The sequence below is a fragment of the Microcoleus sp. K1-B1 genome (genome assembly GCF_036704705.1).
Taxonomy (GTDB): domain Bacteria; phylum Cyanobacteriota; class Cyanobacteriia; order Cyanobacteriales; family Microcoleaceae; genus Microcoleus.
The window spans coordinates 25,042-38,844 of record NZ_JAUBSH010000064.1; the positions used below are offsets into that span (position 1 = coordinate 25,042).

General features: G+C 46.7%; 13 protein-coding genes. 8 read left to right on the forward strand and 5 right to left on the reverse strand.

The annotated features are described in order from the left end of the window. Window positions 1-26 precede the first annotated feature (26 nt). Window positions 27-443 (forward strand): tetratricopeptide repeat protein, encoded by a 417-nt coding sequence (locus QUA83_RS20890; RefSeq protein ID WP_333070877.1) that lies wholly within the window; start codon window positions 27-29, stop codon window positions 441-443. Window positions 444-639: 196 nt separating this feature from the next. Beyond that, window positions 640-837, forward strand: a complete 198-nt coding sequence (locus tag QUA83_RS20895) for a hypothetical protein (protein ID WP_006632682.1) — start codon at window positions 640-642, stop codon at window positions 835-837. 158 nt (window positions 838-995) lie between these two features. On the opposite strand, the gene QUA83_RS20900 is transcribed toward QUA83_RS20895, so the two are convergent. Continuing rightward, entirely contained in the window at window positions 996-2,627 is a 1,632-nt protein-coding gene (locus QUA83_RS20900; RefSeq protein ID WP_333295537.1) for a DUF3352 domain-containing protein, read from the reverse strand. Window positions 2,628-2,775: 148 nt separating this feature from the next. Between QUA83_RS20900 and thyD the strand changes: the two genes are divergently transcribed. Both thyD and QUA83_RS20910 read left to right on the forward strand, forming a co-directional pair. Next, complete coding sequence (gene thyD / locus QUA83_RS20905; RefSeq protein WP_333295539.1) at window positions 2,776-3,702, forward strand: thylakoid membrane protein ThyD; 927 nt, start codon at window positions 2,776-2,778, stop codon at window positions 3,700-3,702. A 125-nt stretch (window positions 3,703-3,827) separates the two neighbouring features. Further along, the gene (locus QUA83_RS20910; protein ID WP_333295541.1) at window positions 3,828-4,883 is read left to right on the forward strand and encodes a nucleotidyl transferase AbiEii/AbiGii toxin family protein; all 1,056 of its coding nucleotides are present in this window, start codon (window positions 3,828-3,830) and stop codon (window positions 4,881-4,883) included. A 103-nt stretch (window positions 4,884-4,986) separates the two neighbouring features. Here QUA83_RS20910 and QUA83_RS20915 read toward each other — a convergent pair whose 3' ends face one another. The 3 genes from QUA83_RS20915 to QUA83_RS20925 all read right to left on the reverse strand — a co-directional run bounded on the left by QUA83_RS20915 (window position 4,987) and on the right by QUA83_RS20925 (window position 9,966). After that, window positions 4,987-5,526 carry an REP-associated tyrosine transposase gene (locus tag QUA83_RS20915; protein ID WP_333295543.1) on the reverse strand — a complete coding sequence of 180 codons (540 nt, stop codon included), beginning with the start codon at window positions 5,524-5,526 and terminating at the stop codon, window positions 4,987-4,989. Window positions 5,527-5,753: 227 nt separating this feature from the next. Next, window positions 5,754-8,702 (reverse strand): COR domain-containing protein, encoded by a 2,949-nt coding sequence (locus QUA83_RS20920; protein ID WP_333295545.1) that lies wholly within the window; start codon window positions 8,700-8,702, stop codon window positions 5,754-5,756. A gap of 322 nt (window positions 8,703-9,024) precedes the next feature. Continuing rightward, window positions 9,025-9,966: a glutathione S-transferase C-terminal domain-containing protein gene (locus QUA83_RS20925; RefSeq protein WP_333295555.1), complete on the reverse strand. Its 942-nt coding sequence runs from the start codon at window positions 9,964-9,966 to the stop codon at window positions 9,025-9,027. 234 nt (window positions 9,967-10,200) lie between these two features. Here QUA83_RS20925 and QUA83_RS20930 point away from each other — a divergent pair, with 234 nt between their 5' ends. Together QUA83_RS20930 and QUA83_RS20935 are read left to right on the forward strand one after the other, a co-directional pair. Beyond that, on the forward strand, window positions 10,201-10,425 hold the full coding sequence (locus QUA83_RS20930; protein WP_333295547.1) for an addiction module protein: 225 nt from the start codon (window positions 10,201-10,203) through the stop codon (window positions 10,423-10,425). A gap of 3 nt (window positions 10,426-10,428) precedes the next feature. Beyond that, on the forward strand, window positions 10,429-10,725 hold the full coding sequence (locus tag QUA83_RS20935) for a type II toxin-antitoxin system RelE/ParE family toxin (protein WP_333295548.1): 297 nt from the start codon (window positions 10,429-10,431) through the stop codon (window positions 10,723-10,725). Window positions 10,726-10,784: 59 nt separating this feature from the next. Here QUA83_RS20935 and QUA83_RS20940 read toward each other — a convergent pair whose 3' ends face one another. Next, entirely contained in the window at window positions 10,785-11,687 is a 903-nt protein-coding gene (locus QUA83_RS20940) for a hypothetical protein (RefSeq protein ID WP_333295550.1), read from the reverse strand. Window positions 11,688-12,018: 331 nt separating this feature from the next. Between QUA83_RS20940 and QUA83_RS20945 the strand changes: the two genes are divergently transcribed. Both QUA83_RS20945 and QUA83_RS20950 read left to right on the forward strand, forming a co-directional pair. Beyond that, on the forward strand, window positions 12,019-12,954 hold the full coding sequence (locus QUA83_RS20945; RefSeq protein WP_333295551.1) for a class I SAM-dependent methyltransferase: 936 nt from the start codon (window positions 12,019-12,021) through the stop codon (window positions 12,952-12,954). 303 nt (window positions 12,955-13,257) lie between these two features. Then, window positions 13,258-13,581: a hypothetical protein gene (locus QUA83_RS20950; protein WP_333295552.1), complete on the forward strand. Its 324-nt coding sequence runs from the start codon at window positions 13,258-13,260 to the stop codon at window positions 13,579-13,581. Window positions 13,582-13,803: the final 222 nt, after the last annotated feature.

Here is a 13,803-nt window from a genome sequence, read left to right on the forward strand (position 1 = left end):
ATCCCAAATCCAAAATCTAAAATCGAATGACCCCTGAAGAATTGTTTAAAGACGGTTTCGATCGCTACCAAGCTGGCGAAGCCCCGGCTAATTTGATCCCCGTGTTTAAAGAAGTGTGCGAAAAAGCTCCCAAAAACGGCAATGCCTGGGCTAGCCTCGCGTGGCTTTACCTGTTGGAAAATAAACCTGCACCGGCTCAAAAAGCAGCGAAAACAGCCGTTAAATTGAACCCTCATGACCCCCAAGCTCGCATCAACCTAGCAGTAGCGATCCTCGATCTCAAAGAAAAAGGAGTGCGCCCCCATGTAGAAGTGGCTCAGCAACTTCTAATGGCTTCCGAAGAGTTGCTCGACGAAGTTAAAAAAAATTTTGAAGAAGGATTAAAGAGAAAACCCGACTGGAAGAGTCTCGCCCGCGTCAAACAGTGGCTTCTCGAGCCGTAACCGCGCAAACAAGTCGATTTGGGTGCGGGGATCGACGAAAGTGGCTTTGCGGTTTATTACGATATCGTAATAAATCAATAAATAACTTTATGGAAAACTCAGAAAGTCAGTGCTAGTATTTGAAGACTTAGACGATTGACCAACCCGCTCAGCGGTTTTCAGATTTTACTACGATAATACTAGGAGTTGTAAAAACATGAGCACTGACAGCCACGTTAACATCAAACCCGCAACCCGCAACCACAAAGGTTTCTTTATTCAGCCAGCTTCTTACAAGTTGATGAGCATCGATAAATCCGGCTGGGCCTTGATTTGCATGGACAAAGCAGTTTGTCACTACGTAGACCCGGATGATTTGCAATTGCCGAATAAATCGGGAATGTCTGAAGGTTAATTCTGAAGTTTTGAGAGACTTTAAGATGCTTTATTTGAGTAGCTGCCCTCCATTGAGGGCAGCATCTTTTTTTGGTCAGAAAAAAGTCCGGCAACGCGCCGTGAATCGGGATTTAAGGGATAGAAGGATAGAAGGAAGAATTACTGATTCCCGATTAGCTAATTGTTAGATTTCAAGGCAAAAAGCATCTCCAACTCAGCAGTTGTCGGTTGCGTAGAAGCTGTGGCTACGCTAACTCCTCGGAGAGAATTCAGCAATTCAGCGGCGGGCGGGGAAACTAAATTTGGCTGTACTGCGAGCAAATATTGGTTAGCCCAAGACATGGTTTTTTCCATATCTATATAAAAGTAACCTTGGTTGGCCTGCGGTAAAGAAGTGGCGATCGCCTGAAAACTCGGACTGCTGCTTAACGGCTGGGGCGGCGTCGAAGTAATCACATCAACCAAAGGCCCGCCGAAAGCTACAAACACAGAATTTTCATTCAGCCAACCGTGCCCGAATAAAGTGCCTTGCTGGGGTATTTGCCACTCGGTAACTTCTTTGCCTTGAACTTGTCTGGGGGCGACACTGACTGTAGGATTGCTTTTGGCGATCGCATCGAGTTTTTTCAGAGTTGCTTCTGCGGCAGGGCGATCGCTGGTTTCAAAAATCATCGCCGCCCCCATCCCCAACTGAGACAAAATACCTCGATCCGAACCGATCGCCCCGATCGCAAATTCCCCGTTCATCCAACCAAAAACATCACGATCCGCATCCAAATCCAACCGTTTAAAACTACTCCTCACCTGCTGAACTCCCCTGTCAACTTCCGGGCTATCTTTTGCCTGGGCCGTCGCCTGCGACCAAATTTGGTCTAGTCCCTTGCCGCCGACTAAAGCAATGGTTTCGCCGGGAAATCTGGGTAACAATTTCGATGCGACTTGTGGATTTTGCTGCACGAATTTAGGGTCTAACTGAGCAATAGTTTTTACCCTCAATCCCTCACTATCCGCTCCAATTCCCGCTACCAAAGACTTAACTTGTTTGAACTGCGAAAACACTGTCCAAGGCAACTGAATATCTGCGGGCAAATTAGCTTTCAATTGCTCAATTGCAGCAGGATAATCAGCAATATAAACAGTTGCGATCGGATTCTTGACCCCAGCACTCTCTGCAAAAAACTTAGTTGTGCTCTGCTGCGTAGCGAGGGAGGGTTGTCCTGTAAAAGTATCGATCGCCAATTCCACAGGCTTTCTCAAAGGAGCCATCACTAATTGGTCGTTCAGCAAAGCCACACTGTAGCGCTTGCCAGTTGGCTCTGCAATCTCAAAAATTTTAACTCCTTTATACTCGGTTTCTTGAGTAGTTGCACCGGGCTGAGATTTTAATTTATTAGCAAAATTCCAAGCGCTAATTTTATTTTTCACGCTGACTACTACCAGCAGTTTTGGAGGCTCTGTATTCGTCACAGCATCAGGGGGCAGCAAAGCGACCATCACCCCCCCTAACCAAGGCTTTAAGTCCCTGTCAAAGTCGATTTGAGTGCCTGCCAAGCTTTGTTCTTGAAAGGCCTTCAAACCCTGACCGATCAACTTTTGAGCCCCTGGCGTGCCAAATCGCTGCAACTTTGACAACGCTTGGGGATTGGGGGATATGAACGCGGCCATCATTGCTTCGTCGGGTACAACTTTGGCGCTGTCTTGAGGGTTAGATACTTGTTGGCTCAAACCCTGGAAGTAAAAGTAGACCGCAGCGCTACCTGCTGCGGCGATGGAGGCAGCAATTAGAAGCTTTGATTTTTTTGCAGGCATGGTTTGTTTTCCTCGCGTCCCATATCAGTTTAATCAAAATACACTTGGCTTGTGGGGAGGCGATCGAGGCTGCTGTTTATTTTTGTATAATTCTAAACAAGTTTGGACGATCGTCTAAACTGCTAGAACTGTGCATTATTGGTAAAAGATGAAAGTAGCGATCGCGGGAGCAACGGGATTTGTAGGTAGCCGGCTGGTGGAGAAGCTGCAAGCTGCGGGACATCAAATGGTGGTTTTGAGCAGGGATGGGGCGAAGGCTGGCCGAGTTTTTCCCGCTTCAGCTTATCCGAATTTGGAAGTTGTCGCCTACACTCCAGCGGAGTCGGGTGATTGGCAAAAGTCGATCGCTGGCTGCGACGCTGTTGTCAATTTAGCAGGGGTTCCGATTGCAGAGGAAAGGTGGACGGAGGCGCGCCAGCAGGCAATTCTGGACAGTCGCAGACTGACGACGGCAAAATTGGTGGAGGCGATCGTCAATGCTAATCCTAGACCATCGATGTTTGTTAGCGCATCGGCGATCGGCTATTACGGAACCAGCGAAACCGCTGAGTTTGACGAAACGAGCCTCGCGGGAAACGATTTTTTAGCAGCAGTTTGCAAAGACTGGGAAGCAGCAACCCAACCTGCAAAAAATGCGGGAACGCGGCTAGCAATTTTGCGGCTGGGGATAGTTTTGGGAATGGGAGGCGCGCTGGCAAAAATGCTACCACCTTTTAAACTATTTGCAGGCGGGCCGCTGGGCACTGGGAAACAGTGGTTTTCTTGGGTTCATCGCGAGGATGTGGTTGATTTAATTCTGTATGCTTTGCAAAATTCGCAAGTTCAAGGCGTTTTGAATGCGACAGCACCGAATCCGGTGCGGATGAATGAATTGTGTCAAACTTTAGGGGAAGTTTTAAAGCGACCTTCTTGGTTGCCGGTGCCAAGTTTTGCTTTAGAAATGCTGTTGGGAGATGGGGCAAAAGTTGTTTTGGAAGGGCAGAAAGTGTTGCCGAAACAAACTTTAGCTAGCGGTTTTCAATATCAATATCCGACGCTGAAATTAGCACTCGAAGAGATTTTATCGGGAAGTTAGGAATCTACGGAATATAACCCGCCGAATAGAATTCCGATGCTCCACAAACAAAGAAAATTCCTCGTTACCAGGCAGAGCCTGGTAACGCAGATCCAGAGGCTCTGCCTCGCTTTCCCCGAAAGCAGATGAACCATCAAGAAATAGCAACCGGGTTGACAATTCCCGCAGAACTCCCATTCCTTCAAGCTATCTGCTGGCAAATTGCTGATGTAAAAAAATTGAGTTTCAAGGAAATGCTATGCCGCTACGAATCTGGCTGGCATTATTGGGGAGTTTTGGGAACACCTAGCTTTGAGGAACTGGCTTTTATTCAAGCAATTAGCCAACACTATCAGTCTTGGTTAATAGCCGAACTGGTAAGCAGTTGCCCGCCAAACAATCCCGAAAATTGGGTAAGTTCTCAAGCAATGTTTAAACGCGAAATTCATCAAAAGATATTAACTGTACTCAGCCACTTGAATGTTGAATTTCTACAGGAATGTCGGGCGTATTTTTGCGGCGGAACCCTGGTAAGTATGGAACACGGAGAATATCGGTTGAGCCAGGATATTGACTTTATGTGTCCGATGGATGATGGCTACCGTCTCCTGCGCCGAAAAGTTGCCGAAGGAGGCTATGATGCGATTTTTGGTAGTCGCGATTCCCTTGGGGATAGCTTCGCTTCACGCATTGTTCTCCCGAAGGATATTCAAGCCAACCAGTATGGGGTAAGATTTCCAGTTATTGTTGACGGCATTACTATTAAATTTGAGATGGTTTGTGAAGGGCGAATTGATTTGGGCGAACCAAATTATCCAAATTGGTCGCCTGTTCCTTGTTTGAATCAAATTGATAGTATAGCAGAAAAGTTGTTGGCAAATGCCGATCGACAGCCGAGCGATCGGGTAAATTCTAGAGATTTAATCGACTTGGCTATGCAAAGGTTAGCGACTCCGATTCCCCAAAGGGCGATCGACAAAGCTGAAGCAGCTTATCAAGTTATGGAACCCCTCGATCGAGCGATTCAGTATTTCCAAGATCGTCCTGATTATCGGGAAAAATGCTATGAGGTTTTGAGTATCGCAGAGCCAAATAAAGTTATTGAGGGTATCGATTTACTAGCTCAGGATTTAGGCCGGGAAATAACAGTCAGGACATTTAGCGAGACCATTTCCTCGTTCCCAGGCAGGCTTGAAGATTAGATGCTTAGATGCTGGATTTGGTATTCCTCTCCTCGTTCCCAGGCTCTGCCTGGTAACGCATATCCAGAGGCTCTGCCTCCCTCCTTCAAACAAATCATCCGACTCAACAATCAATCAAATCAACTGGCAACAATCCATCCTGACCCATATAATTTCGATAACTAGAATATCTCCAACAAGCCGGATCGTCAACATAGCCGCGCCTAACAGGATTATTGTGGATATACTCCAATTTTTGCAACAGCATTGCCTCATCTAAAATAGCTTGCGGGTGGAACCCTTCTTGCCATAGCTGATATTTTTGGTCTTTTTTGTGTAGCTTTTTATAGAATGCGAGTTGATCGAGGATGTTGGTAACTTGATTTTTTTCAAGCAAGTCAATTATGGAGCGAGCTGTAAATGATTTAAAATTTCTCATTTGCGTTGACAATTCTGAAGAAATTACGATTAAGTGCAAGTGATTTTCCATCAGCACGTAACCGTGTAAGGCTAAACGCTTCTCCCGTTGCAGAAAACTTAAGGAATCTAAGACTATTTGTGCTATTTCTGCTTGACAGAATACAGGAATCCAGTTGATAATTGTAGAGGTAACAAAGTGCGGTTGGTTGTCCGAATATATTACTTTGTATCTACTTCTTCCCATTGGGGCGATCGAGGGTTTGTTGGTGGGTTAGGGCGAGGCAGAGCCTCTGGATATGCGTTACCAGGCAGAGCCTGGGAACTAGGGAAATGCTGGGGTTTGTGAGTGGGTTTGGGCGAGGCGGAGCCTCTGGATATGCGTTACCAGGCTCTGCCTGGTAACGAGGGTAACGAGGGTATTTTTTATTGAAATTATCACACGATCGTAATAAGGGTGTCAAGATAAAAATCTTAATACTCACCTACAAACTGCTCGTGAACCCACCAAAATTCGCGGCGTCTGTTCTGCACCCGCACCAAGCCACCAAAACCAGGATCTTTTGCTTTTAGCAGGGCGTGTAATTCTCGCAAAATCGAGCCTTGGGCACGGATGGCTGCTTCGCCCTGTTGCCAATCAGGGACATCACTTTCGGCAGACAAATTAGGCGCTAAATCGCTTCCTTTCAAGAGAGATTCGATGCTTTTTTGTCCGAATTCGAGTTCCTCTTGAATGCCTTTGATTGTGGCTTCATCTAGTATTAGCTTGGGTGCCGAGACTGCGGTAGGTAAGACTATACTCAGAGTTCCGCTCAAAATTTTGAGATAGGGGGCTGCTTTGGTCAACCATTTGCGCGGCACTTCCAATTCATAAACCCCCTTCTTTTTGTTGTTAGGATTTAATGCTGGAAGAGGCAAACGAGAGTGTTCGCACCAGAGGGTGATTTGAATTTTTTTACTTATCCATTCGGGGCGATCTAAAAACCCTGTTTTAATGAGCTTAAAACTGAACAGGCGCGGGCCATCTTTCGCTTCATCGGTGAGCATTTGCATCAGTGACGCAAATTTCTCGTCCCCTTGGCTGAGAATGAGCCGATGCTCCTGAGACAATGACTGAAAGCGTTCTTCACCTCGACGCTCGGAAATCACTAAATGTTCGTGGATAATTTTTAGCTGGTCTTCGACACTATTTCGGAACTGCTGAATGCCGATTTCTTGGGATGGGGGTTGAGTAGTCGGCGCGTTATTTAGCAGAAGATCGATGTTTTGCCATTCATCACAGCCTGAAATGTGACACTGATGCTGATCGTGATTCTTTTTTTTGCTCTTAATTAGTTTCTCTACCTCAAATAGCGCGTTTCCAGGTGAATTTTTACCGCAAGGCGCAATGCAGGGAACCATCAGATTAGGCTGCAATCCTTTCCACTTATCCTTGACTAGCCATTTAATCTCTTCCGTGAGATAAGACAAAAACCGTTCTGGATAAGCTGCCCGCACGGTAATTTTTACATCAGTGTTAACATATTCCAGCAATGCCCGACCGTTGTAGTCGTTATCAAGCATCAAACCCCGTTGCCAATGGATACTTTTTTCGTAATTGCAGCGCCCCAGTGAGTATTTGTGCAAGCGCACAATCAACTGGTAAAACAATCCTTCTGCTACTGCAAGTTGTCCTCGATCGTCCACAATCCGGCAGATTTGCACTTGTTGTCTGTCTCCGGCTTCCGGTTGCTCTCCCCAATTGGGCAATTCCGGGCGTGTATCGCGTACAAGTTGAGCAATCAAGCTGGTATTGCTGGGTTTAGCTGGGTCGAACACCACCGGGTAGGACAAATCGAAGCGTTCCATCAGCTTGAGAAAGATGGGATGTAGTTCTTGCGGGTAGCCGTCCTCGCCTGGAAACGGGGGATTGCTCCATAATTCGCCCAGATGCTCAAAATCTACTAAACCGTTGTGGCGGCGGGTTGTTTCATCATCGAGTACGAAGCTGATTGCCTTTGCTAGCCAGTCGGGTTTGAGGATGACGATATCCCGCAGTATTGGATCGTAATCATAATGGATGATATGCCCCAAAGTATGGGAAATGCGAAGGAAAAGTTCTGCTTGTTCTTTATCGATTCCCTGTTGAGCGCAGATGGCAAGGACATCATCGTAGGGCAGATAGGCTTTGTCGTGTGTCTGCAAGATTTCCCGCACTCGCTGCCACTTGGCGGGAACGGAACGTCCCATTTCCGGAAGAGATGCGGCGACACTAGCAATCTTTTGTTTTAATTCTGCCAGCCCCTTGCAGAAGTTCTGATCGTCAGGTTTGCTGTCTATATGGAAGAAGTCAAGCACCGTATCGCTGCCGAATAGATCCTGAATTTCCTGCCTGTCAATGTCGGGTTGTCGCTGTCCGGGGCCGCCGTGGGTGGCGACTACTAGCACCTTGGCATCCGGTGCGCGATGCTTGATCAGACTAATCCACTCTTTGACAAAGCCCTGCTGGAGGCCTTCCCGCGGCTTCCACACCACCAGATACACCGCTGGAGCACTGAAAAACAACTGGTGCGTCGATCGATAAACCCGTTGACCGCCAAAATCCCAACCATTGAGTGATATCTCTGTGCCACTGTCGGGATGGGTGACAATAACTGGCTTAATTTCAATGCCGTGAGTGGTGGGACGACTTTCTAGCCATTCATCCTCCCGCAATGCCCCCAACAGACAACTCTTGCCCACCTCACCTTCACCGATCAAAATCAGCTTGGCTTCATTCAGCGTGATTTGTCCTTCTGCCTTTGCCCGCAGGTATTGCAAGACGGCTTCAGTGCCTTGCTCATAGGCAGCAGCGAGGTCAGGATTGAGAGGGTTGTTGTTGAGGTAAACCCCTTGCAACTGGGTGAGAGATCCGAGTGTCTGTGGCAGTTCCCTCAGTTGGTTGTTGTGGAGGTAAAGGTCTTGCAACTGGGTAAGGGAGGCGAGTGCCGCTGGCAGTTCCCTCAGTTGATTGTTGTGGAGGTAAAGGCCTTGCAACGAACTGAGGGAGCCGAGTTCCTCTGGCAGTACCCTCAGTTCGTTGTAGGAGAGGTCAAGCAGGTACAATTTGGTGAGGGAGGCGAGTTCCTCTGGCAGTTCCCTCAGTTGGTTGCTTTTGAGGTAAAGGTCTTGCAACTGGGTGAGGGAGGTGAGTCCCTGTGGCAGTTTCGTCAGTTGGTTGTAGGAGAGGTCAAGCAGGTACAATTTGGTGAGGGAGGCGAGTGCCTCTGGCAGTTTTCTCACTTGGTTGTTGTGGAGGTCAAGCACTTGCAACTGGGTGAGGGATGCGATCTCCTCTGGCAGTTCCGTCAGTGTCAGACCGCTAAGATCGAGTGTTCTTGCTCCCTCTTGCCGTGCATTTTCAATCCGCTGCCGTGCTTCCCGATCGCCCTCAGTTTCTAACATTGCCAATTCCTTGTTTGGATTTTTGTATATAAGTGCGATCGCCTTTTGAGATGAAAGGGCGATCGCCAGACATGATTTGATTTTGAATATTGCTTAATCTCACTTCAAAATAACATCTATATTTTGTCGATCGTGAGGTTTGAGTAAAGGAGAGAATGGAGGGTTTGTTAGAGGGTTAAGGCGAGGCAGAGCCTCTGGGAATGCGTTACCAGGCAGAGCCTGGGAACGAGCTAAACCCGGTTTCTGATTCCCTGCGCGATCGCCCAAGCATCCTAGAAACCGGGTTTCTGCGATTATTCTTGCCTCCTCCCGCCCGATTTTGTTAAGAAACCCGGTTTCTGATCCCGGCGCGATCGTGAGCTTTGAGCAAACTCGCCGGATCGGGTCCAGCGGGGATAATGCAGCCGGGATTCAGCGGGAACAAATTGCCGTAATAATCGCGCTTCACAGCCTCCAAATCGCAAGTGCCCGCAACTCCCGGCAACTGGTACAAATCGCGCAGATAAGCACCCAAATGCTCGTAATCTTGAATGCGGCGCACATTGCATTTGAACAAGCTGTAGTAAACTGCATCAAAACGGAATAGAGTAGTAAAAAGCCGCACGTCTGCTAACGTCACCCGATCGCCACACAAGTAACGACTCCTCAAGAGCGATCGATCGATCTCGTCTAAAACAGCAAACAATTCACTGCAAGCCGAGTCATAAGCAGCCTGAGATTGCGCGAAACCGCAGCGATAAACGCCGTTATTCACCGATTGGTAAATCTTCTCATTCCACTCGTCAATTTGCGATCGCAAATCCAGAGGATAAAGATCCATTTGAGGATTGCTAGCAAACTCGTTAAACTCCGAGTTTAGCATCACAATAATTTCCGAACTCTCGTTATTGACGATCGCCATTTTCGAGTCATCCCACAGCACCGGCACCGTACACCGCCCCTGATAGCCCGGTAAAGCCAACTGATAAAGTTCCGGCATCGTGTTGCAGCCAAAAGTCTCCGACTCCATCACCCACATTCCCCCTTCCGAGGGATAGACAACAGACACGGATATCGCATCTTCGATCCCTTTGAGCGCCCTCGTCACCAGAGTGCGGTGCGCCCAAGGGCATCCTGTACCCACGAAGAGGCGATACCGTCCCGCAGCGGGTTGGTGAGGGTTGTCTGCTTCTGTGCTGACAAAGTTGCGGAAACTGCTGGTGGGGCGAATGTATGCTCCGGTGCGATCGGGCGGCGCTAGTTTTGACATCATTAATTGCCACATTGATGTCCAGACAAATTTACCTAGCTTGACTGTTACGGATGAAGGAAGCGATTTGTTTTTCACAATGCGATTAAAAGAGGTTTGCTAAACATAATCTGCTTATTTTAACTCACATTGCGACGTTTATTCCCTCGTTCCCAAGCTCTGCCTGGAAACGCATATCTAGAGGCTCTGCCTCGATCTTGATTTTGAGTTATAATAATCTACTAAGTCCTTGGCGCTTAACTTAAATTTATGGATTTCACAGGCACATTAAATCAGATCGTCGCCCTCAGCGTTCAAGATCGGATTCGTCTTGTACAAGCAATCTTAGAGAGTATAGCGGCAGAACAGGTTCACCCAGACCTGACAGACTTTCAAAAGCAGGAAATCGATCGCCGAATTGATGATTCTGAAGCAAATCCTGATAATGTGCTGACTTGGGAAGAAGTTAAAGCTTCAGTCAAAGCACGAAAATAAACTATGAATTATGCGTTAGTATTCCGTCCAGAAGCTCGTGAAGAAGTTGATGAAGCTTACACTTGGTATGAAAGCCAGCAAATAGGGCTTGGTGACGAGTTTTTAGACTGTATTGAGGAAATGCTCGATCGAATTTGCCAGATGCCGGAGTCATATCCAGTTGTCTATCGCGATGTTCGGCGATCGGTGGTGCGTCGCTTTCCCTATGCTGTGTATTATCGCATTGTATCCAGCCGAGTGATAGTGACCGCCATTTTTCACGGCCGCAGAGACTCAACAGCATGGCAAACGCGAACCTAACAAGTTCCCTCGTTACCATGCTCTACCTCGCTCTATTCCCTCACCTGAGAACGACTTTTCTAGTATCTGCCAGAGGCTATTTCAGCATAAGATCGATCGATCAATCGGCGAGAAACCGTCTGAATTCCCGTATGTTCGTAATAATTGGTAGTCATGTCTAAAAACGCCGCCACATAATCCAATTTGTCATCGGTAATATCAATGTATTGCTTGAGATTGCCTAAAACTATGGCGGGAGTTAAACCGCGAGACTGTACTAAATTGTTCATCCAACCTTGGGCTGAGGCGAAAGTAGTTGTCACAAATCCGAACTTTTGTGAATTATTTGCGCCGGGAATTAGGTTGCTGATATTTTGGAATGTTGAGTTTTGCTGCAAGGTAGAAGGATTCAATCCGCCTAGGGTATTTTGCGCTACTCGAATGAAGTCCGGGCCGAGGGGAATTAAACCGTCAGCACAAACTAAAGCAGCCATCCGCATCAGAGATTCGCCTTTGTAATGAGATAAATAATTACCAAAGCTTCCCACATTGTTAAGGGAAATGTTGTTAAGTTTGCAGTATGCTATTAGCTCGATCGCCACTTTGACGCACAAGTCGATCGTTTGAGTGGTGTCAGCTTTGGGAGTGAGGCGGTTGAGAAAGGAAAGAAAGGCGATGTTTTCGCCGATTTTATTCGCCATAGCCGTTGCACCTAACGCACTGTCGGTGCTGTCTGCTAACTGGTAAAGCCTGACTACGCCTTGATAGGGTTCATTTGGGTTGGCGTAAAGCTCGATCGCGCGATCGCGAATTTTCTCAACTAATTTACGCTTTGTTTCCCCTGTCACCGCTTGAATAGTATTATCAAAACCCGTGAAATTGTTCCACTCCCCCGGAACCACAAAATCGAGAGATTTGAGCATCATCACAGTGACGCCACCCGACGGCAAATTGTCAACCAATTCCACAATAGATTTGCTCACGACAAACTCCTGAATAGCCAGATTTAAAGTGTTCTTCCAAATACTCCAACTTCGGCAAATCCGATTCCAGATTCCCGATGAATTCCCCAGCACTAAGTAGGTAAGCAGAAATAAATATTATACCACCCAAGCCAGTTTTGCCCTACTCCGATCTTTTCTCTCTTTTCTTCCTCTGCGTTCTCTGCGCCCTCTGCGGTTCATTAAAAAAAGTCTTTCCCCCAAAACATTTGCATTTCAATCACCCTCACCAAGTTAAGTTTCATTATATCGAAAGACTCAAAATCATAGCACTGTGTTAAAATAGAGGGCGCAAAATAGAAACACATAAAATATGACGGTTGCAGTTAACCAAACTCCGGGATTAGCCTCGCGTTTAGTAAATGGCGTACTCTCCATCAAGCCTTTGGCTAATCTAGCCAAGCACCAAGCGCGGGAAATGATGATAACAAGAGCAGAAAAAATTGGAGTGCATTGGCGACAAGAAGCCCAAGCACTTTTAGCTCGGAATTGGGATGCAGAATTGCTCAGCGTCCAAAATCCCGATCTTGTTTACCCGAAATATTATCTAACTTCATTCCACGCTTATGAAAAAGGTAATATGAGTTGGGAAGCTGCTACAGAAGTTGAAGTTGCTGCTCGTACAGTTCACGCCACAATTTGGCCGGAAGCGGGTGCAGAAGGCGATGCAAAACTCCGCGCCAGCTATCACGAAGTCATCAAATCTCAAATTGCTTCTTCGCCGCAACATATTGTTGATTTGGGATGCAGTGTGGGAATGAGTACCTTTGCTCTTGGGGAGGTTTACCCGGAAGCGAAGATGACTGGGGTGGAGTTGTCTCCTTATTTTTTAGCAGTTGCTAAATACCGTTCCCAACAGCGAGAATCCCAATCTTTAAATCAAAAATCTCCGACGTGGGTTCACGCTGCTGCTGAATCTACGGGTTTGCCTGCGGCTGCTTTTGATTTAGTTTCTATTTGTTTAGTTTGCCACGAATTGCCGCAGAAAGCTACTAGAGAAGTGTTCCGGGAAGCGAGGCGTTTGCTACGTGTTGGCGGACATTTGACAATTATGGATATGAATCCTCAGTCGGAAATTTATGCCAAAATGCCTCCTTATATTTTGACTTTGCTCAAGAGTACGGAGCCTTATTTGGATCAGTATTTTGGGTTGGATATCGAGCAAGCTTTAGTTGATTCGGGTTTTGCCCAGCCGACAATTACTTGCAATACAGTCAGACACCGCACTATTGTTGCTGAAGCAATATAGCGGTTTTCGGTATAGTGAAGTACAGATATCGGGTAGGACACGGCAGTGCCGTGTCTAAAGCTGTATTTATTTAATTCGATTGAAAACTGCTATAAATGGTAAAGTTGCATAGATATTATTCAATCCTTGGGGCCGTGCGTGAGTGTAAATAGTCTAATCTGTGGATTTAAAAATTTCTGCGATCGCGCCCCCTACCGATAAATAATTTTGATGCTACCGGATTTGATATTAGACAGCCGTAGAAGCTATTCACAGCGCCATTTGTTAGACATTTTGATAGAACCCTAAAAGAAGGACATCTTCATGAACTCGACAGCCCCGTCTCAAAACGTCATCGATTGTTTGCAGGTTATCTTGGATTCCACTGCATCGAAGAATTACGAGCTTTTTACTACAGTCGGTGATGCAGGCTACAAAGCGAGCATTACACAAAAAATGTTTGACGATGTTAGCGAGCAGCTTGCTTCCCGCCTGCAAAAGGGATACTCAATTAATTATTTTGGTGAGATAAAACAAGGTAATTGTCCGATTTATTTGTGGAAGCTGAGTTTTGAAGATGGTGGAGATGAATTTGTGGCACACATGACTATGAATGGAGACAAAGTGGCTGGGATTTTCATCGAATAACATATCTTGCTTGATATCAAATCCGTTAGCATCGGAATAGTAAATTCCAGTTCACTGTTGACGGTTCACTGTTAACTGTCAACCGTCAACCGTCAACCGTCAACCGTCAACCGTCAACATCATGTATGAGTGTAACCGGAAATGATATAGCGGTTCTCAAAAAAGTGAGGTATGCCCTATGCCCTATGCCCTATGCCCTATGCCCTATGCCCTATGCCCTAT